Source organism: Azotobacter salinestris (genome assembly GCF_009363155.1).
Taxonomy (GTDB): Bacteria; Pseudomonadota; Gammaproteobacteria; order Pseudomonadales; family Pseudomonadaceae; genus Azotobacter; species Azotobacter salinestris.
The window spans coordinates 3,930,866-3,950,473 of sequence record NZ_CP045302.1 but is presented as its reverse complement, the minus strand read 5'-3'; the positions used below and the strand labels follow the sequence as shown (position 1 = coordinate 3,950,473).

Here is a 19,608-nt window from a genome sequence, read left to right as displayed (position 1 = left end):
GGAAAGACAGAAGGTGGCAGAACGACGGCCATCGGCCTTCCAGAAATGCAAAACCCCATGACCGCAACGGCCATGGGGTTTCTGGCGAAGACCGGGGCGATCAGGCGCCGCCCGGCTCCCCGGTGAACTCGACCAGCAGGTCTTCGTCGGTGACGATGGTCTGGCAGGCCAGACGGTAGGTCGGCGGCAGGTCGCGCACGGCGGCGCGCTCCTCTTCGGACTTCGGCAGCTTGCCGACGGACTTGAGCACGTTCCGCTCCTTGTCGGTCAGCATCATGCCCTTGATACGCTCGCCATCGAGGTGGGTGATCTTGACCAGACAGGAACCGCAGTTGCCATCCTGGCACTCGAAAGGAATCTTGATGCCGTTTTCCTGAGCAACGCCCAGCAGCGTGGAACGCTTGCCGGCGACTGCTTCGACTTTCTTGTTATGCGGCATGAGCGGCGAAGAGAAATAAATCGTAGCCATACAAAAATCCTTTCCGTAATTAATTACCAGACCAACTCACGTGCATCCGCCACATTAATCGCGGAGGCGCGGCAACACTGAATAGCAACTTGCGAAAGTTGTAAATCACTGTAGAGACAGCCCTTTATCCTCAAGGACCGTGAGGACGATAGTACTTATAGAAATCCGCCAGCACAATGATTTTAATCATGGAAATTTTTCAAAAAAGTTTCCATGCAAATCATTAGCAAAGTATCTAAATAACTTTCACGGCTGTCTCGCCGGAACTTTCATATGCTTCTTACTTGCACTGATTTCTCAAATGCGAATAACAACTTCATGCCGCACAGCATAGTTCCGCGCTGCGGAGGGCATGGACGAGGAAGGCAGCACAACTTGCCCGAAGCGGAAGGAGCTATGGAAAGGGAACGTCCGGAAAGGACGCTGCCGACGCCCGGAGGGGGCATCGGCAGCAGACAGCAGGCGGGGAAGCGCGATGACGGACGCCGAGCGTACGGGCCGGCGCCTCACTCCCACTCGATGGTGGCCGGCGGCTTGCTCGACACGTCGTAGGTGACGCGGGAGATGCCGTCGATTTCGTTGATGATGCGGTTGGAGACCTTCTCCAGCAGTTCGTAGGGCAGATGCGCCCAGCGGGCGGTCATGAAGTCGACGGTTTCCACCGCGCGCAGGGCGACCACCCAGGCGTAGCGGCGGCCGTCGCCGACCACACCGACCGATTTCACCGGCTGGAACACCACGAACGCCTGGCTGGTCTTGTGGTACCAGTCGGCCTTGCGCAGCTCCTCGATGAAGATGTGATCGGCGCGACGCAGCAGATCCGCGTATTCCTTCTTCACCTCGCCGAGGATCCGCACACCGAGGCCCGGACCGGGGAACGGGTGGCGATAGACCATGTCGTAGGGCAGGCCCAGCTCCAGGCCGATCTTGCGCACCTCGTCCTTGAACAGTTCGCGCAGCGGCTCGACCAGCTTGAGGTTCATCTCCTCGGGCAGGCCGCCGACGTTGTGGTGGGACTTGATCACGTGGGCCTTGCCGGTCTTGGCGCCGGCCGACTCGATCACGTCGGGGTAGATGGTGCCCTGGGCGAGGAACTTGATGCCTTCGAGCTTGGCCGCCTCGGCATCGAACACCTCGATGAAGGTGCGGCCGATGATCTTGCGCTTCTGCTCCGGATCGGCCACGCCGGCCAGGTTGGCGAGAAACTGCGCCTCGGCGTCGGCGCGGATCACCTTGACGCCCATGTTCTCGGCGAACATGGCCATTACCTGGTCGCCCTCGTGCAGGCGCAGCAGGCCGTTGTCGACGAACACGCAGGTCAGCCGGTCGCCGATGGCGCGGTGCAAGAGCGCGGCGACCACCGAGGAGTCGACGCCGCCGGAGAGGCCGAGCAACACGTTGGCGCCGCCGACCTGGGCGCGCACCTGGGCGATGGCGTCCTCGACGATGTTGGATGGGGTCCACAGCGCCTCACAGCCGCAGATCTCGCGCACGAAGCGGGAAAGGATGCGCAGGCCCTGCTTGGTGTGGGTCACCTCCGGGTGGAACTGCACGCCGTAGTAGCAGCGCTTGTCGTCGGCCATGGCGGCGATCGGGCAGCTCGGGGTGCTGGCGAGCACGTGGAAGCCCGGGGGAATCTCGGTGACCTTGTCGCCATGGCTCATCCACACGTCGAGGCCGAGCACGCCGTCGTCGTCCACGTGGTCCTCGATGCCGTCGAGCAGGCGCGCCTTGCCGACCACGTCGACCCGGGCATAGCCGAACTCACGCAGGTCCGAGCCCTGCACCTTGCCGCCGAGCTGTTCGGCCATGGTCTGCATGCCGTAGCAGATGCCCAGAACCGGCACGCCCAGGTCGAACACCGCCTGCGGCGCGCGCGGGCTGTCGGCCTCGTGCACCGACTCCGGCCCGCCGGCGAGGATGATGCCGCGCGGGGCGAAGGCGCGGATGTCCTCGTTGCTCATGTCGAACGGGTGCAGTTCGCAATAGACGCCGATCTCGCGCACCCGGCGGGCGATCAGTTGGGTGTACTGGGAGCCGAAATCCAGGATCAGGATCCGGTGGGCGTGGATGTCTTGGTGGGCCATGGCCATCTCTCTTGGCGGAATTCACAAACGACACGGGGCTGCCGCGTTTCTCACAACAGCAGCAGCCCCGTGTCTTCAGTTCTTGAAAATCGATTTGCCGCGTCGCGAGCGCAGGTCAGGCAAGGCGGAAAGAGGCGAGGAAGCGGAGTTTGCTGAAGCAAATGAGCATTCCGAATCTCTTTCCAACGCGGCATGGCCAAGCGCAGCAGCGTCAAATCGATTTTTCAGCCGACGCGGTAGTTGGGCGCCTCCTTGGTGATCTGCACGTCGTGCACGTGCGACTCGGCCATGCCGGCACCGGTGATGCGCACGAATTGCGGCTTGGTGCGCATCGCTTCGATGTCGGCACTCCCGGTATAGCCCATGGAGGCACGCAGGCCGCCCATCAGCTGGTGAATGATCGCCGCCAGCGCGCCCTTGTACGGCACGCGCCCCTCGATGCCTTCCGGCACCAGCTTCTCGGCGCCGGCCGAGGAGTCCTGGAAGTAGCGGTCGGACGAGCCCTGGCTCTGCGCCATGGCACCCAGCGAGCCCATGCCGCGGTAAGCCTTGTAGGAGCGGCCCTGGAACAGCTCGACCTCGCCCGGCGCCTCCTCGGTGCCGGCGAACATGGAGCCCATCATCACGCAGTAGGCGCCGGCGACGATGGCCTTGGACAGGTCGCCGGAGAAGCGGATGCCGCCGTCGGCGATCAGCGGCACGCCGGTGCCCTGCAGGGCCGCGGCAACGTTGGCGATGGCGCTGATCTGCGGCACGCCGACCCCGGCGACGATGCGGGTGGTGCAGATCGAGCCCGGCCCGATGCCCACCTTGACGCCGTCCGCGCCGGCCTCGGCCAGCGCCAGGGCAGCCTCGCCGGTGGCGATGTTGCCGCCGATCACCTGCACCTCGGGGAAGTTCTGCTTGACCCAGCGCACCCGCTCGATCACGCCTTTGGAGTGGCCGTGGGCGGTGTCCACCACCACCACGTCGACCCCGGCGGCGACCAGCGCGGCCACGCGGTCCGGCGTCTCGGCGCCGGTGCCCACCGCGGCGCCGACGCGCAGGCGGCCCTGGTCGTCCTTGCTGGCCAGCGGGTAGGCCTTGGCCTTCTCGATGTCGTTGACGGTCATCATGCCCTTCAGGCGGAAGGCGTCGTCGACGATCAGCACGCGCTCGATGCGGTGCTTGTGCAGCAGCTGGCGGGCCTCCTCCTTGTCGGCGCCCTCGCGCAGGGTGACCAGACGCTCCTTCGGCGTCATCACCTCGCGCACCCGGGCATCCAGGCGACTTTCGAAACGCACGTCACGGGAGGTGACGATGCCCACCAGATCGCCGTTGGAAAGCACCGGCACGCCGGAGATGTTGTGCTGACGGGTCAGGTCGAAGAGATCGCGGACGGTGGCATCGGCGTCGATGGTGATCGGATCCTTGACCACCCCGGACTCGAAGCGCTTGACCTTGCGCACCTCGGCGGCCTGCTGCTCGACGGTCATGTTCTTGTGGATGATGCCGATACCGCCTTCCTGGGCCATGGCGATGGCCAGGCGGGCCTCGGTGACGGTGTCCATGGCGGCGGACACCAGCGGAATGTTGAGCTCGATGCCGCGCGTCAGGCGAGTCTTGAGGCTGACATCCTTGGGCAGTACGTCAGAATATCCAGGGATGAGAAGAACGTCGTCGAAAGTCAGGGCTTCTTGACTGATACGCAGCATGGCGGGGGCTCCCAGGCGGGAAAAAATGGAAGCGCGACATTATACCCAGCCCCCAGGCCCGGCTCAATGTGCATAGCAGCTCAGTTCGTCCCTGACCAGTGCCCGGGCAACCGCATTGCTGCGGTGGAACCCGATCACCAATCGCTGCCTCGCCCGAGCGATGCCGACATGCAGCAGCTGCAGCCGCTCGGGCAACGTGCTGCCGGCCTCCTCGCCCGGCGCCACGAAGGAGGCGTCGAGCAGCACCACCGCGGCGAACTCCAACCCCCTCGCGGCCTGGATGGGCATGACCGACACCCGCTCCGCATCGGCGCGGTAGCCGCGGCGTGCCTCGATCTCCTCGAGCCAGGCATGGGGAATGCCGAGCGCAGCCAGCGCCTCGACCATGGCCTCGCCGGCCCCCCCCTGAGGATAGAGGACCGCCATATCCCTCCAGGGCAATCCCTCGGCATGCCACTGGCGCAGGCAGCAGGCGGCATGGGCCGTCTCGCCGGACAGCCGCGGGAAATGCCGCAGCGCCGGCCGCGGCCCCGGATCGCCGACCACCTGCGGCTCCAGCAGCGGCATGCCCGCCTCGCCGTCGGTCAGATGCTCGCCGAGCAGACGGCGGCCGAATGCGAGGATCTCCCGGCTGTTGCGGTAGTTGCGGCGCAGAACGGAGCTGCGGCCCGGCGCCCGTATGCCCGGCGTCCGGATACCCACGCTGGCCAGACTGAAGCCCTGCGCCGAACGCTTCCGGCAGAGCGACTGGGCGTCGTCATAAAGCAGCAGCAGCGAACCGCCCGCGGGATCGGTCATGCGGGTCAGCAGGCGCAGCCATTCCGGCTCGAAGTCGTGGCCCTCGTCGATCAGCAGCGCGCCGTACTGGCCGTCGGGAATCTGCCCGCGCTCCACTCCGGCGATCACCGAATCGGCGACACGCCAGTAGTGCTCGTCCTCCCCTTCCAGCAACTCGACCCGCCAGGTCTCGAGCTGCCGCTCGCACCAGTCGTGGAAGTGCTGGACCTGCACCCGCTCGTCGACCCCATGTGCGGCGACGAAGTCGCGCAGCCTGGCCGCCAGGGCGGCGTTGAAGCACAGCACCTGGATCGGCCGGTGCAGCGTCGCGGCCAGATGCAGACAGCGGTAGCCGAGGATCAGCGTCTTGCCGGAGCCGGCGACACCGTGGACGACCTGCTGCCCCTCGCCCAGATTGCGGGCGATGTACTCCTGGCGCAGGTCCATGACGCGCATGCCGCCGGCCGGCACCGGTGCATTGCGGGGCAATGGCAGGCCGTCGTCGCCGATGCGCAGCTCGGGGAACAGGTGCCAGCGGATGACGTCGATCTGCGCGCGCGTCAGCCGGACGGAACCGTCCGGCTCGCACATCTGCTCGAGGCGCCGGCGCAGGACAGCGGGCTCCAACTCGTGCAGCTCGTCCCCATGGAGCACTCGCCGGGACGGCAGCAGCTGCTCGCGCGCCTCGGCGGGCATGCCACGCTCCAGTTGGGCACGCGCGATGCCGGTGAGGACCAGCCCCCAACCGCAGGGGAAGACCGGTCGGCCAACATGTTCCTCCTCGTTCCGGCACAGCCGCGGATCGCCCAGCAGGTCTTTCAGCACCCGCTGCGCGCACTGGCGCGCCAGCTCCAGGGGATGCGTCACCTCCCGGCGTCCCTCGTCGGTCTCCAGGGTACAGGTGGTGCGGGACATCCGCTTGAGAGTGGCCGCCCGCCAATCCCGCACCTCGAGAAACAGCAGGCCGCGTTCGGGATGCAGGACGATGAAACCGGGGTAGCGACGCTCGCCGGGGAAAAGGTCGTACCAGACCAGGCAATCGTCCTCGAGCCTGTCCAGCAGCACGCGGGCGACCTGCCGCTCCCCAGCCGTCATGCGCGAAAGACAGGCGTCGGGCGCCGGGATGAGTTTGGCCATGAAGTCCCCTGTTTCGATTGCAATGACTCCGCCCCACGGGCAGGACGAGGCACAAATGGTAGAGGACTTCCTGTACGTACGTCTCACTTCGACAACGGATCGAGCCGGGAACGACGCTCTCCCGAGCGTGACGGCCCCACTTCCTCTCTGCTAGAACTCGGCCCACCGGCCAGGGAAACACCGCCATGCACATCGTCATCCCCGACGATTACCAGGACGTCATCCGCACCCTCGACTGCTTCGCCCGCCTGCGCGACTCCGGCCACAGCGTCGAGGTCTTCCACGACGCCGAGAGCGACCCGCAACGCCTCGCCGAGCGCTTCGCCGACGCCGACGCGCTGGTGCTGACCCGCGAGCGCACGCGCATCGACGAAGCCCTGCTGGCCCGTCTGCCCAGGCTCAGGCTGATCAGCCAGACCGGCAAGATCGCCGCCCACCTCGACCTCGACGCCTGCACCCGCCACGGCGTCGCCGTGGCCGAGGGGCGCGGCTCGCCGGTCGCCCCGGCCGAGCTGGCCTGGGCACTGATCCTCAACGCCCGCCGCCAACTGCTGCCGGCCATCGCCGCTTTCCATGCGGGCCGCTGGCAGACCAATCTCGGCGAACGCCTGGCCGGGCTGACCCTGGGTATCTGGGGCTACGGCAAGATCGGCCAGCGCCTGGCCCGCTACGCCCAGGCCTTCGAGATGCCGGTGCTGGTCTGGGGCAGTGAGACCTCGCGCCAGACCGCCGTCGCCCACGGCCACCGCGCCGCCGCCTCCCGCGAAGCCTTCTTCGCCGCGGCCGACGTGCTCAGCCTCAATCTGCGCCTGGCACCCGCCACCCGGCACATCGTCGGCTTCGACGACCTGGCGCGGATGAAGCCTGACGCCCTCTTGGTCAACATCAGCCGCGCCGAACTGATCGCCCCCGGCGCCCTGCTCCGCGCCCTGGACGCCGGCCGCCCCGGCTTCGCCGCCCTCGACGTGTTCGAGCAGGAGCCGATCCTCGACCCCGCCCATCCGCTGCTGAACCACCCGCGGGTGCTCTGCACCCCGCACCTGGGCTATGTCGAGAAGCACGGCTACGAGCTGTACTTCGGCGACGCCTTCGACAACCTGCTGGCGTTCTTCGCCGGCGAGCCGCGCAACCTGGCCAATCCGCAGGTGCTGGCGGGGCACTAGGCGTACGAGGATTCACCCTTTCATGCCTGGAAAACATCCGCATGGGTGCAGAAGGCCAAAGCCGAGGAGCCGGGAAGAAGGAGGTTGGCCAAGATGCCAGCCTCCCCCCGCGGGGAGAGGGCGTTGCAAGACACTCCGATCCGTTGCACTCCTTGGGCAAGACCAGCAGCTCAGGGGACTGCTCGGGTATTGCACTCAACCTTCGCGATCGACTTCATGATGCTGCCCGCAGTCAATTTGAATGCAGGAAATATGTCCACTCCGGCGCTTCTCAAGCCCTTCGCCGTCCACTTATTGCAAGTATTCATCAGATGATACTCACCCACTCCCTTGTAAAACTGGCTATCCCCATAGATGCCATCTCCCAACCGGCGTATTTCTCCCCTTTCATCCTTGTAAAAACTGCCTTCGATAAAGTCCACCAATGAGCGAAGCTCGCCACCGGTGAGACACAACTTCACCATCTCATGGCCGGAAAAGTACTCATCGGCCGCAACCGGCACAGCAACCGCATGCATCACCGATTCGCTCGGCCAGAGTATCGCCTTCAGCGTTAGCCCCGAGGTGACTTCTTCAGCCTGATAAAACCCCTCGTCACCCCAGCCAAACTCGATATAGGCCGTGCTTCCGAACCGCCTCTTCAGCTCAGGAAGCCGTCTTTGCACATCTTCTGCCGGAAGAACGAAGCCGGTATGCCACCCATGGCTCACTATGTATATTTCGTTATGACCCTTCCCCGCACTGCCCTCGGAAGGCGGAACCACGGCCGGTTGCGCCGAACATCCCGAGATGAGCACCACCAGGATTACCGACAGAATGTTCTTCATGGCATGGCTTTCATGAGCGGTACTTCAGCATAAGACACGGACAACCCCGGAGCGCCACGGCCTTCACGGCCGCTCCGCCGTGAACACACCGATACATCCAGGCCGGAACGCGGGTGCCAGCGCGGTTCCCGCCGTCGCCGTGGCGGCTTATCATGCCGGCCATGCTCACCGATCCCTTCCAACGCCTCGGCCTCGACCGGGAAATCCTCACCGTCAGCCAGCTCAACGGCCGCGCCCGCATGCTGCTGGAGGACGTGTTCGCCCAGGTCTGGGTCGAGGGCGAGATCTCCAACCTCGCCCGCCCGGCCTCCGGCCACCTCTACTTCACCCTCAAGGACCGCCAGGCCCAGGTGCGCTGCGCGCTGTTCCGGCAGAACGCCCTGCGCGTGCGCGAGATCCTGCGCGACGGGCTGGCGGTGCGGGTGCGCGGCAAGGTCTCGCTGTACGAGGGCCGCGGCGACTTCCAGCTGATCCTCGACCTGGTCGAGCCGGCCGGCGACGGCGCCCTGCGCCTGGCCTTCGAGGCGCTCAAGGAGCGGCTCGCCGCCGAAGGCCTGTTCGCCGCCGGGCGCAAGCGCCCACTGCCGGCCCATCCGCAGCGCATCGGCATCGTCAGCTCGCCGACCGGCGCGGTGATCCGCGACATCGTCTCGGTGTTCCGCCGCCGCGCGCCGCAGGTCGAGCTGACCCTGGTGCCCACCGCGGTGCAGGGCCGCGAGGCGGTCGCGCAGATCGTCCACGCCCTCGAACTGGCCGACCGCCAAGGCTTCGACGCGCTGATCCTGGCCCGCGGCGGCGGCTCGCTGGAGGACCTCTGGTGCTTCAACGAGGAAGCCGTGGCCCGCGCCGTCGCCGCCTGCGCGACGCCGCTGGTCAGCGCCGTCGGCCACGAGACCGACGTGACCATCGCCGACTTCGTCGCCGACCTGCGCGCGCCGACGCCCTCGGCCGCCGCCGAACTGCTGGCCCCCGACAGCAGCGACCTCGAACGCCGCCTCGACGGCCTGCAGCGCCGCCTGCAGTTGCGCATGCAGCACCTGCTCGCCGCCCGCCGCCTGCAGCTCGACGGCCTGCGCCGGCGCCTGCGCCATCCCGGCGAGCGCCTGCAGCAGCAGGCCCAGCGTCTCGACGACCTCGAGCTGCGCCTCAGGCGCGCCATGCAGCGTCGTCTGCAGGACGGCAGCGAGCGCCTGGCACGCCTCGACACCCGCCTCGCCGCCCAGCATCCCGAACGCCTGCTCGGCCTGCTGCGCCAACGCCTGGAGCACCTGGGCGAGCGCCTGCCGCGCGCCATGCAGGGCACCCTGCGCGAGCGGCGCCAGCGTCTCGAAGCCGCCGCGCAGACCCTGCAGGCGGTCAGCCCGCTGGCGACCCTCGGCCGCGGCTATGCGATCCTCCTCGACGACCGAGGCCGGGCGATCCGCGCCGCCGCCCAGACCCAGCCCGGCCAGCATCTGCATGCGCGTCTCGCCGAGGGCGGGCTGGAGCTGCGGGTCGAGGCCGCTTCCTCCTCCCTGCCACAGCCGGACTGAACCGATGAACGAGCCGAACCGGGCGATCCCGGCCTTCGCCGAACCCGACTGGGCGCAGGTCGCCCGCATCCCCGTGGCCGAATGCGGCGAGGCGCTGAGCAGCCTGCGCCTGGCCCCCGCACTGCGGGTCTACCCGGCCTACCGCCATCTCGGCATCCCCCAGGCGGTCGACGACTGCCAGGTGCGCCAGGAGGTCTTCGAGCGCCTTCTGCGCGCCGCCGAATGCCTGCCCGCCGGCCTGATGCTGGTGGTGCTCGACGGCTGGCGGCCGATCGCCGTGCAGCAGCACCTGTACCGCACCCTGGAAGCGGCCATGGCGCAGCATCATCCGCAGGCCGACGCGGCGACCCTGCAGCGCCTGACCCGCCAGTTCGTCTCGCCGCCCAGCAGCGATCCAGAGGCGCCGAGCCCGCACCTGACCGGCGGCGCGGTGGACGTGACCCTCTGCGACGCCCAGGGCCGCTGGCTGGACATGGGCTCGCGCTTCGACGAAGTCGGCCCGCGCTCGTTGAGCACCCACTACGAGAGCGCGGCCGCCGGCGACAGCGTTGCGCTGGCGATCCGCGACCGCCGCAGGCTGCTGCACAACGCCATGCTCGCGGCCGGCTTCAGCAACCTGCCGAGCGAGTGGTGGCACTACGACTATGGCGACCAGCTGTGGGCCTGGTATCGCGGCCAGCCGGCGGCGCTCTACGGCCCGACCGCACCGCCGACCTTGGAAGGCCTGTGGCAGCAGCAACTGGCCGAGCGCTTCGCCAGCCCCACCTGAACCCGACCACCGGAACCCGCCATGTCACGCCTGCTCGCCGCCTGCTGTGCCCTGCTTCTCGCCCTGCCCGCCCACGCCGACGGCTTCATCTCCCGCCTGCTGGACAAGCCGGTCCCCGGCGGCGTGGCGGTCATCGAGCTGGGCGACGGCCCCACGGCGCCGAAGGTGCGCTACCAGGACAAGCCGGTGCTGACGATCCGCGAGGACGGCAAGCGCTGGCTCGCCATCGTCGGCATCCCGCTGTCGGTCAAGCCGGGAGAGCAGCGGATCGAGGCGGACGGCCGCAGCCTCGCCTTCCGGGTCGAGCCCCGCCACTACCGCGAGCAGCGCATCACCCTGAAGAACCAGCGCCAGGTCGACCCGAACCCGGACGACCTCAAACGCATCGAGCGCGAGCTGGCCGAGCAGAGCGACGCCTACCGGCGCTTCGAGCCGCGCCAGCCGAGCAACCTGCTGTTCGACAAGCCGGTCGCCGGCCCCCTCTCCAGCCCCTTCGGCCTGCGCCGCTTCTTCAACGGCGAGGAACGCAACCCGCACTCCGGGCTGGACTTCGCCGTGCCGGCCGGCACCCCGGTCAAGACCCCGGCGGCCGGCCGGGTGACCCTGGTCGGCGACTATTTCTTCAACGGCAGGACGGTGTTCGTCGACCACGGCCAAGGCCTGGTGAGCATGTTCTGCCACCTCTCCAAGGTCGAGGTGAAGACCGGCGACGAACTGCCCCGCGGCGCCGTGCTCGGCCGGGTCGGCGCCACCGGCCGGGCCACCGGGCCGCACCTGCACTGGAACGTCAGCCTCAACGATGCCAGGGTCGATCCGGCGATCTTCATCGGCGCCTTCAGCAAGTGAGTGCCGCCGGCCCGGCCTCTCCTCAGGCGGTGTGCAGGCGCCGCTTTGCGCTCGATCTGACGAGCAGCCTGGGCCGCTCGATCACATAGATCAGGGACACGAGGGCCGGGAACAGGAAGAACCGCTCCAGGTACAGCGGGAAAAGCGCCAGGTGACAGATGACGAAGGCCAGGGCGAGGATGAGGGTGCAGTCGAGCTCATCGAGCCTGCGACCCGCCCGGTAGCCGTTCAGCAGCGAAAGCGCGGCCAGGAAATAGACCAGAAAGTGCGGATGGAGCACCGCCTGCGCCAGGCCCGTGGCGTAGGCCCGGGCGTACTCGCCGATATCCGTGGAAATACGCATGCTCGCCGGATAGGGATCGAAGCCCAGCAAGGTGAAATTGAAGATCGTCAGGTAACCGTAATTGCCACTGGCCTGGTTCACGGCGACATGGAGCGCCAGCGCCACCCCGGCGGACAACGCCACCCATTTCCTCGGGAAGAACCAGCAGGCGACCACGGCGAACAGCAGAGAGAGCAGGATGAAGTCCGTGCGCGCCAGCGGCAGCAGCGCCGCGAGCAGCAGGGAAAGTGCGCTTCTTTGCAGAAAGCAGAACATCAGCCCCAGGGAAAGCAGGCAGGCGAGCGAGTCCGGCGACGCCTGTCTGGCCACACCGAATACCCCGGCGAATATCAGCATCACCGGCAGAAACACTTGCGGAATCCGTTGCTGGGCCAGAATCCCGGAAGCCACCAGTACGCACAGTGCGCCAAACAGGGCGCTCGCCATATAGGCCGCGGAAGCATAGGACTCGCCCAGCAAACCCATGAACTTCATGGCCGCCAGATAAAGAGGCCTTATGGAATAAAAGGGAATCTGCTCTTCCAGCGCCTGCGGATCCTGGTATACCGCTGCCCGGTACCCGCCGAATTCTTCGCCATCGATCAGCCTCGAGAAATCCTCGTCTCCGACCTTGTCGAGGACATCCCCGTACACGGCGTCCTTCAATGCCCGGCCTTCGAGACCATCGGCCTTGTAGAGGGAAGCCACGTAGCCGATCAGATCCCAGTCGTGACGCGGAAAACCGGCTCCCGCAATCAGTACGGCCATGAGGGTGAGCGCCACGACTGTCGAATTGAAAGTACGGGTCGTGCTTATCCGGGCAAGAATGCCAATGAGCCTTTCCATAACCAGGTAACCTTTTTTCCGTAAAAAGATACCTTCCAGACGCCCATCACTTCCCGGAAGATGGCCCGCCGTATCGACACGGCCGCTGCATGGACAGCGGCCCCGGCATTCTTCTGCATACCCGATAAACATTAAGCGCAGATGTCAGCCTCAAGAAAAAATGCGGCTGCAGAACGCCAGCAGCAAGACAACAACCACTTTGCTATCGAAACAATACCAACTTGACCGTTTAGAGCCACAACTTGTCAGCTCCCGACTTTACTCAATTATCGTGAGCACGATATAGAAGCCGTGAACTCAATTCGACAGTAAGCCCGTGAGCCTTTGCCAGTGATACTGGCTCAATTTCCTGAGCCAGTATCGGCGCAGTCTTATTGCATTGGCTGGATGGAAAGGATCTTGGCCTCCATGCCCTCTGCGCGAAACTGGAATTTCACCTCGTCACCGGCTTCAAGCCCTTTCATCTGCTCGGGAGTGGCCGAGAAGTCCATGGTCATCGCCGGCCATTTCAAGGTGGGCACCGGACCATGGACAATGGTGACCGTACCTTTCTCGGTATTGATGGCCTTGATCGTACCGCTGGCCTCGGCCGTTGGCGCAACGCTGCCCGGCTCCTCCGCCGGCGTGCCTTGTTGGCCCATGGACATCCTGTCCATCGGCTTGGGTTGACCATCTGCGGCCATTGCCGCCTGGCTGAGAACAACTGTCATGCCGGCGATCAGTGCGTATTTCATTGCTGACTTCCTTCTGTGGGATTCATGGGTGAAGTGTTCGGATGTTCGGGGCGCCGCAGCAGCCGATAGGCAGCCGGGATCACGAATAGAGACAACAGTGGCGCGCTGAGCATGCCGCCGACCATGGGCGCGGCGATCCGGCTCATGATTTCGCCGCCGGTGCCGCTGCCCCAGAGGATCGGCAGCAGGCCGGCGACGATCACCGCCACCGTCATCGCCTTGGGCCGCACGCGCTGCACCGCCCCCTGGCGAATGGCCTCGAGCAGGTCGCCATCGCCGCTCTGCCCGGCTGCCAGACTTCTGTGCCAGGCATGCCCCAGATAGAGCAGCATGATCACGCCGAATTCGGCCGCGACCCCGGCCAGGGCGATGAAGCCCACACCACTGGCCACGGAAAGATTGAAGTCCATCAGGTAGAGGAACCACACCCCGCCGGTCAGGGCGAACGGCAGGATCAGCATGATCAGCAGGGCTTCGTCGAGGCGGCGGAAGGTCAGGTAGAGCAGCACGAAGATGATCAGCAAGGTCGCCGGCACCACCAGCTTGAGCCTGGCCGTGGCGCGCTCGAGATACTCGAACTGGCCGGAGTAGCTCAGGCTCGTGCCAGCCGGCAGCTCGACCTGCTCGTCGATGGCCTGGCGCAGGTCGGCCACCACCGAGGCGATGTCCCGGCCGCGCACGTCGATATACACCCAGCCCGAGGGCCTGGCGTTCTCGCTCTTGAGCATGGGCGGGCCGTCATCGACCCTGATCCTCGCCACCATCCCCAGGGTGATCTGGCTCCCCTGCGGAGTGTAGATCGGCAACTGCTCCAGGGCCTCGAGCGAGTCGCGCCACTCGCGCGGATAGCGCACATTGATCGGGAAGCGGGCCAGGCCCTCGATGGTTTCCCCGATGTTCTCGCCCCCGATGGCGCTGGCCACGATCGACTGCACATCGGCGATGTTCAACCCGTAACCTGCGGCGGCCCGCCGGTCGATGTCCACGTCGACATAGCGCCCGCCAACCAGCCGCTCGGCCAGGGCCGAACTCACCCCTGCCACGCTCCGGGCCGCACGCTCGACCGTCTGGGCGACCTGGTCGATCTCCGCCAGATTGGTGCCGGCGATCTTCACGCCGATCGGGCTCTTGATCCCGGTGGCGAGCATGTCGATGCGGTTGCGGATCGGAGGAATCCAGATGTTGGTCAGCCCCGGCACCTGCACCACCCGGTCCAGCTCCTCCACCAGCCTCTCCGGGGTCATGCCGGGACGCCACTGCTCACGGGGCCTGAACTGCAGGGTGGTTTCGAACATCTCCAGGGGCGCCGGGTCGGTGGCGGTCTCGGCGCGGCCGGCCTTGCCGAACACATGCTCGACCTCCGGCACCGTCCTGATCAGGCGGTCGGTCTGCTGCAGCAGTTGGGCAGCCTTCTGCGCCGACAGCCCCGGCAGCGCCGAAGGCATGTACAGCAGGTCACCCTCGTCCAGCGGCGGCAGGAACTCGCCGCCCAGCCGGGAAATCGGCCACAGCGCGCTGAGAAAGACCAGCAGCGCCAGCAACAGCGTGGCCTTCGGGTGGCGCAGCACCGCATCCAGGGCTGGCCGGTAAAGGCTGATCAGCCAGCGGTTCAGCGGATTCTGCTCCTCCCGGGGAAGCCGCCCGCGAATCCAGTAGCCCATCAGCACCGGCACCAGGGTCACCGACAGCCCGGCGGCGGCGGCCATGGCGTAAGTCTTGGTAAAGGCCAGCGGGCCGAACAGGCGCCCCTCCTGAGCCTCCAGGGTGAACACCGGGATGAACGACAGGGTGATGATCAGCAGGCAGAAGAACAGCGCCGGCCCGACCTCCGTCGCCGCCTCGGTCATCACCTGCCAGTGCCGCTCGCCCTGCAGCACCTGACCCGGATGGGCTGCACACCAGGCCTCGACCCTCTTGTGGGCGTTCTCGATCATCACCACCGCGGCGTCCACCATGGCACCGATGGCGATGGCGATCCCGCCCAGGGACATGATGTTGGCGTTGATCCCCTGCTGGCGCATGACGATGAAGGCGATCAGCACGCCGATCGGCAGCGAGATGATCGCCACCAGGGAAGAGCGCAGGTGCCAGAGAAAGACCGCGCAGACCAGCGCCACCACGACGAACTCCTCGAGCAGCTTGTGGCCGAGGTTCTCCACGGCGCGGTCGATCAGCTTGCTGCGGTCGTAGGTGGTGACGATCTCCACTCCGGACGGCAGGCTCTGCCGCAGCTCGTCGAGCCGCTCCTTGACCCTGGCGATGGTTTCGCGGGCGTTCTTGCCGCTGCGCAGAATCACCACGCCGCCGACCACCTCGCCCTCGCCGTCCAGTTCGCTGATTCCCCGACGCATCTCCGGCCCCAGCTGGATGCTTGCCACGTCGCCGAGGCTGACGGGTATGCCGCCGGCACCGAGCCTGAGCGGAATGGCGCGGAAGTCGTTCAGCGTCTCCAGGTAGCCGGACGCCCGTACCATGAACTCGGCCTCACCCATCTCCAGCACGGCGCCGCCGGTTTCCTGGTTGGCCTTGCCGATGGCTTCGATCACCTCGGCCTGGGTGATGCCCAGGCTGGCCAGGCGCAGCGGATCGAGCAGCACCTGATATTGCTTCACCATGCCGCCCACGGTGGCCACTTCCGCGACGTCGGCCAGGCTCTTCAGCTCGAACTTGAGGAACCAGTCCTGCAGGGCGCGGAGCTGGGCGAGGTCGTGCCGGCCGCTGCGATCCACCAGGGCGTACTGGTAGATCCAGCCGACGCCGGTGGCATCCGGCCCGAGGGCGGGCTTGGCCGTAGGGGGCAGGCGGCTCTGAACCTGGCTGAGGTATTCCAGCACCCGCGAGCGGGCCCAGTACAGGTCGGTGCCATCCTCGAACAGCACGTAGACGAAGCTGTCGCCGAAGAAGGAGAAGCCGCGGACGGTCTTGGCGCCGGGTACCGAAAGCATGGTGGTGGCCAGCGGATAGGTGATCTGGTTCTCGACGATCTGCGGTGCCTGTCCCGGATAGGAGGTGCGGATGATCACCTGCACGTCGGAGAGGTCCGGCAGCGCATCGACGGGAGTGCTCTGCAGCGACCAGACGCCCCAGGCGCTGGCGAACAGCGTGGCCAGCAGCACCAGGAAGCGGTTGGCCACCGACCAGTGGATCAGCGCGGCGATCATGGCCGGTCTCCGATCTTCTCCAGGCGCTCGATCCGCAAGCCCTCGTCGCTCTGGCTCGCCGCCACCCGTACCTTGTCGCCGACCTGCACATCCTGCAGCAGCGCGGCACTGGCCACCGGGAAAGTCATGGTCATGCCGGGCATGCCCAGCGTCCTGAACGGACCATGGGCCAGGGTCACGTCGCCCTCGTCGATCGCCACGACCCGCCCCTCGGCCTCGTGCAGGACAGACACGGGCCCGGACGTCGGCGTATCCGGAGCCGAGGCGACGATCCCGCGAAGACTGGCTTCGGAGTCGAGCAGGAACTGTCCGGAGGCGACCACCTGCTGGCCTTCCTCGAGGCCTTGCAGCACTTGGGTCTTGCCGTCGCTTTCCCGCCCCAGCCGGACTTCCACGGGACGGTAGTGTCCGGCCTCCTCGGCACGCATCACCAAGGCTCGGCGGCCGGTACGGATGACGGCCTCGCTCGGTACCCAGAGCGCGTCCTGCCCGCCCGGACGGGTCAGGCGCACCTGGGCCGTCATGCCGGGGCGCAGGCGTCCGTCCGGATTGGGCAGCTCGACGCGCACCCGCAGCGTGCGGCTGTTCGGGTCCGTCTCGGGCAGGATGGCGGCAACCGTCCCCTCCAGCGTCTCGCCGGGAAAGGCCGAAAGCCGCGCCTCAGCCGGCAGGCCCACGGCGATCCCGCCGGTCTCGCCCTCGGGAACGGCCACCGCCAGCCAGACCCTGTCCAGGCCGTTGACCCGGGCCAGGGTATCGCCGGCCGCCACGGCCATTCCGGCCCGGACATTCAGCTCCTGCAGCACGCCGCCCAGAGGAGTGGAGATGGTCAGCACCGGTTGGGGCCTGCCGCTGCGCTCGACACGCCCGATCAGCGCCGCCGGCATCCCGGCCAGGCGCAGACGTTGCCGGGCCGCAGCCAGCAGGCCCGCGTCGCCGCTGCGCCTGAGCGCCAGGAATTCCTCCTGGGCCGCTGCCCATTCCGGCACCAGCAGGTCGGCCAGGGGGGCACCCGCCTTGAGCACATCCCCCGGGGCACGGGCATAGACCCGCTCGACGAAGCCGGCGCTGCGCGCCTGGATCACCGCGATGTCCCGCTCGTTGAGCGTCAGCACGCCGACTGCCTCCAGGCTGGAGGAAAAGGAACCGCGGGTGACCCGGGCCAGGCGCAGGCCGAGATTCTGGGTCGCTCTCGGGTCGATGCTAACAACGCTTTCCTCTTCCCCGGCATCGGCATAGCGGGGCACCAGGTCCATGTCCATGAAGGGCGATTTGCCTGGCTTGTCGAACCTCTGCTGCGGGTACATCGGGTCGTACCAGTACAGGACCTGGCGCTCGTCCGGCCTGTGACCCGGTCCGGCCGGCGTGCCTCCGAGCGCACCGCCCATGTCCTGTCGATGGCCGAGCCAGTAGCCGCCGGTAGCACCGAGAGCGGCCGACAACCCCGCCAGCAACACGCTTTTCCAGATACGGGCGGTCATTGGCGGGTCTCCCCGTAGGTGAAGTGCAGGCGGGCGCCGCTCAAGGCGCGCTGCTCCTCGAAGTCGATATGCCTCAGGCGCGCCGCGACCAGCTCGCGGCGGGCGGCGACGACGGCGGCCAGATCGCCGATGCCGGCACGGTAGCTGGCCAGGCTCAGCTCGACCTTTTCCCTGGCCAGGGGCAGCAGGCTGTCCCGGCTGCGCCGCACGGCGCGGCTCAGGCGCTCGTACTCGGCCAGTTCGCCCTCCAGACGCTCGGCATGCTCGCGGATGAGGGCCTCGCGCTCGGCCTCCACCTGGCTCAGCTCGGCCTGTCTGGCGGCGATATTCGGGTTCTGTCGGGAGCCCGGAAACAGCGGCAGATCGACCGAAACCTGCACGCTCATCATGTCGCCGAACTCGGGGCCGCGGCGCTGATAGTCGAGCTCCCAGCTCCAGTCGGATTTCTTCTCCGCCTGCGCTTCGCGCACTCTGGCCTCGGCCTCGCGGGTCATCGGCACCAAGACGGCCAGTTCCGGATGGTGGCGCAGCCTGCGGGTATATTCCGAAGCCTCGATGGGCCACTCGGGCAAAGTGCCAGCCAACGGCTCGTCGGCGGCCGGGCCTATCCAGCGCCTGAGTGCGGCACGGGCCTGGGCGCGCGAGCGCACCAGCTCGTCCTCCTGCTCCGCCAGCAGGGCCGCCTCCTGCTGCGGGGTCACGGCATCGGCGGCCCGGGCGCGGCCGCCGGCTATCTGCGCCCGGACAGCTTCGGCCAGCAGGCGATTCTCACGGAAGAATTCCCGGAACAGCGCCTGCTTGCGCTCGATGGCATGACTGCCGATCCAGGCCTGCGCGGTGGCCTGACGGACGTTCAGATACTCGATCCGGCTTTCGGCGGCAGCCCGGTCGACGGCCGCCTCGGCAGCCTCGACCCGTGCCCGGCGCTTGTCGCGGTTGGGCACCTCCTGCATGACCCCGACCATCTGCATGGTCATGAAGTCCCTGTCGAGGCTCCAGCGCCCGTCGCCCTCGATCGGCAGGTTCTGCACGCCGAGCGCGAGCCTGGGGTCGGGCAGCTCGCCTGCGGGAATGGCCGCGTTTCTGGCCGCTTCGAGCTTGGCGGCCTGGGCAGTCAACGACGGGGCATTGCGCTCGGCCAACTGCAAGGCCTCTTCCAGCGTCAGCGCCGCGCCCTGACGCGGCAGGGCGAGCAGCATCGTGGCCAGGACGGCCGGTATCGGCCACCCGGGGCAATAGCGTAGGGCAATCATCTTCACGCTTCCTGTAAGGATCCGGTGCACATGCCGTGGCACATGCATGGGCCATCCCGCGCACCGAGGGAGCGGGATGACGTTCAGGTTCGGAAAGCTTCAGGAGCGGGACCGGGGAGGTCGCCAGGGATCGGGGGGCAGTTGGGAGGGAAAGTGGTCGCGGCAGGAAACCGCAGGAACGAGGTTGGAGGGCATTACCGCCGGCTTGGCGATACCTACCTGCAGCATGCTGGCGGTCTTGCATTCCTGACCGGTCTTGCACGCCTTCTTGCCATGCTCGGCCATGTCATGGCAACAATCCGGCTGCATATCCGCCATCTTCGCCATACCGGCGGACTTCATCGGACAGGGATCGGCCGGCATCTCGGCCCCGGCCATGCCGCCGAGGGGCAGCGCCAGGCTGATCAGGAAGAGAAGACAAAGCCGAAGAGTGCGTCTCATGGGCGGAGTTTAGTACCCGGCTCGGGAGGCGGGCAATTACGGACAACCGGAGCCACCGGTCGGAGACTC

15 protein-coding genes are annotated in these 19,608 nt (G+C 67.0%); 4 read left to right on the top strand and 11 right to left on the bottom strand.

Annotated elements, in window-relative coordinates; translation table 11 throughout:
• Positions 1-100: 100 nt before the first annotated feature.
• The 4 genes from GCU53_RS18505 to GCU53_RS18490 form a co-directional block, all read right to left on the bottom strand.
• Complete coding sequence (locus tag GCU53_RS18505) at positions 101-469, bottom strand: 2Fe-2S iron-sulfur cluster-binding protein (RefSeq protein ID WP_152388900.1); 369 nt, start codon at positions 467-469, stop codon at positions 101-103.
• Positions 470-975: 506 nt separating this feature from the next.
• Positions 976-2,556: a glutamine-hydrolyzing GMP synthase gene (guaA, locus tag GCU53_RS18500; protein ID WP_152388899.1), complete on the bottom strand. Its 1,581-nt coding sequence runs from the start codon at positions 2,554-2,556 to the stop codon at positions 976-978.
• Between the two features lie 224 nt (positions 2,557-2,780).
• Positions 2,781-4,250, bottom strand: a complete 1,470-nt coding sequence (gene guaB, locus GCU53_RS18495; protein ID WP_152388898.1) for an IMP dehydrogenase — start codon at positions 4,248-4,250, stop codon at positions 2,781-2,783.
• Positions 4,251-4,313: 63 nt separating this feature from the next.
• Complete coding sequence (locus GCU53_RS18490) at positions 4,314-6,164, bottom strand: DEAD/DEAH box helicase (protein ID WP_152388897.1); 1,851 nt, start codon at positions 6,162-6,164, stop codon at positions 4,314-4,316.
• Positions 6,165-6,349: 185 nt separating this feature from the next.
• On the opposite strand from GCU53_RS18490, the gene GCU53_RS18485 reads away from it, so the two are divergent.
• Positions 6,350-7,327, top strand: coding sequence for a D-2-hydroxyacid dehydrogenase family protein (locus tag GCU53_RS18485; protein ID WP_152388896.1), 978 nt, complete (start codon positions 6,350-6,352; stop codon positions 7,325-7,327).
• Positions 7,328-7,497: 170 nt separating this feature from the next.
• Here the strand turns inward: GCU53_RS18485 and GCU53_RS18480 are convergent, their stop codons facing one another.
• A complete protein-coding gene (locus GCU53_RS18480; protein ID WP_152388895.1) occupies positions 7,498-8,154 on the bottom strand; it encodes a TIGR02117 family protein in 657 nt (218 codons plus the stop codon).
• A gap of 161 nt (positions 8,155-8,315) precedes the next feature.
• Between GCU53_RS18480 and xseA the strand changes: the two genes are divergently transcribed.
• Genes xseA through GCU53_RS18465 form a run of 3 tightly spaced genes read left to right on the top strand, consistent with a single transcriptional unit; the run spans position 8,316 to position 11,301 of the window.
• Positions 8,316-9,686, top strand: coding sequence for an exodeoxyribonuclease VII large subunit (xseA, locus tag GCU53_RS18475; RefSeq protein ID WP_152389959.1), 1,371 nt, complete (start codon positions 8,316-8,318; stop codon positions 9,684-9,686).
• Between the two features lie 4 nt (positions 9,687-9,690).
• Positions 9,691-10,455 (top strand): M15 family metallopeptidase, encoded by a 765-nt coding sequence (locus GCU53_RS18470; protein ID WP_152388894.1) that lies wholly within the window; start codon positions 9,691-9,693, stop codon positions 10,453-10,455.
• A 21-nt stretch (positions 10,456-10,476) separates the two neighbouring features.
• The gene (locus GCU53_RS18465) at positions 10,477-11,301 is read left to right on the top strand and encodes a peptidoglycan DD-metalloendopeptidase family protein (RefSeq protein ID WP_152388893.1); all 825 of its coding nucleotides are present in this window, start codon (positions 10,477-10,479) and stop codon (positions 11,299-11,301) included.
• Positions 11,302-11,323: 22 nt separating this feature from the next.
• On the opposite strand, the gene GCU53_RS18460 is transcribed toward GCU53_RS18465, so the two are convergent.
• The 6 genes from GCU53_RS18460 to GCU53_RS18435 form a co-directional block, all read right to left on the bottom strand.
• Positions 11,324-12,469: a hypothetical protein gene (locus GCU53_RS18460; RefSeq protein ID WP_152388892.1), complete on the bottom strand. Its 1,146-nt coding sequence runs from the start codon at positions 12,467-12,469 to the stop codon at positions 11,324-11,326.
• A 371-nt stretch (positions 12,470-12,840) separates the two neighbouring features.
• Positions 12,841-13,203: a copper-binding protein gene (locus GCU53_RS18455; RefSeq protein WP_152388891.1), complete on the bottom strand. Its 363-nt coding sequence runs from the start codon at positions 13,201-13,203 to the stop codon at positions 12,841-12,843.
• The gene (locus GCU53_RS18450; protein WP_152388890.1) at positions 13,200-16,364 is read right to left on the bottom strand and encodes an efflux RND transporter permease subunit; all 3,165 of its coding nucleotides are present in this window, start codon (positions 16,362-16,364) and stop codon (positions 13,200-13,202) included. Before GCU53_RS18450 ends, GCU53_RS18455 begins: the two co-directional genes overlap by 4 nt.
• Positions 16,361-17,845 carry an efflux RND transporter periplasmic adaptor subunit gene (locus GCU53_RS18445; RefSeq protein ID WP_152388889.1) on the bottom strand — a complete coding sequence of 495 codons (1,485 nt, stop codon included), beginning with the start codon at positions 17,843-17,845 and terminating at the stop codon, positions 16,361-16,363. Before GCU53_RS18445 ends, GCU53_RS18450 begins: the two co-directional genes overlap by 4 nt.
• Positions 17,842-19,098 (bottom strand): TolC family protein, encoded by a 1,257-nt coding sequence (locus GCU53_RS18440; RefSeq protein WP_152388888.1) that lies wholly within the window; start codon positions 19,096-19,098, stop codon positions 17,842-17,844. The genes GCU53_RS18445 and GCU53_RS18440 overlap by 4 nt, the downstream gene beginning before the upstream one ends.
• Before the next feature lie 99 nt (positions 19,099-19,197).
• Positions 19,198-19,539 carry a hypothetical protein gene (locus tag GCU53_RS18435; protein ID WP_152388887.1) on the bottom strand — a complete coding sequence of 114 codons (342 nt, stop codon included), beginning with the start codon at positions 19,537-19,539 and terminating at the stop codon, positions 19,198-19,200.
• Positions 19,540-19,608: the final 69 nt, after the last annotated feature.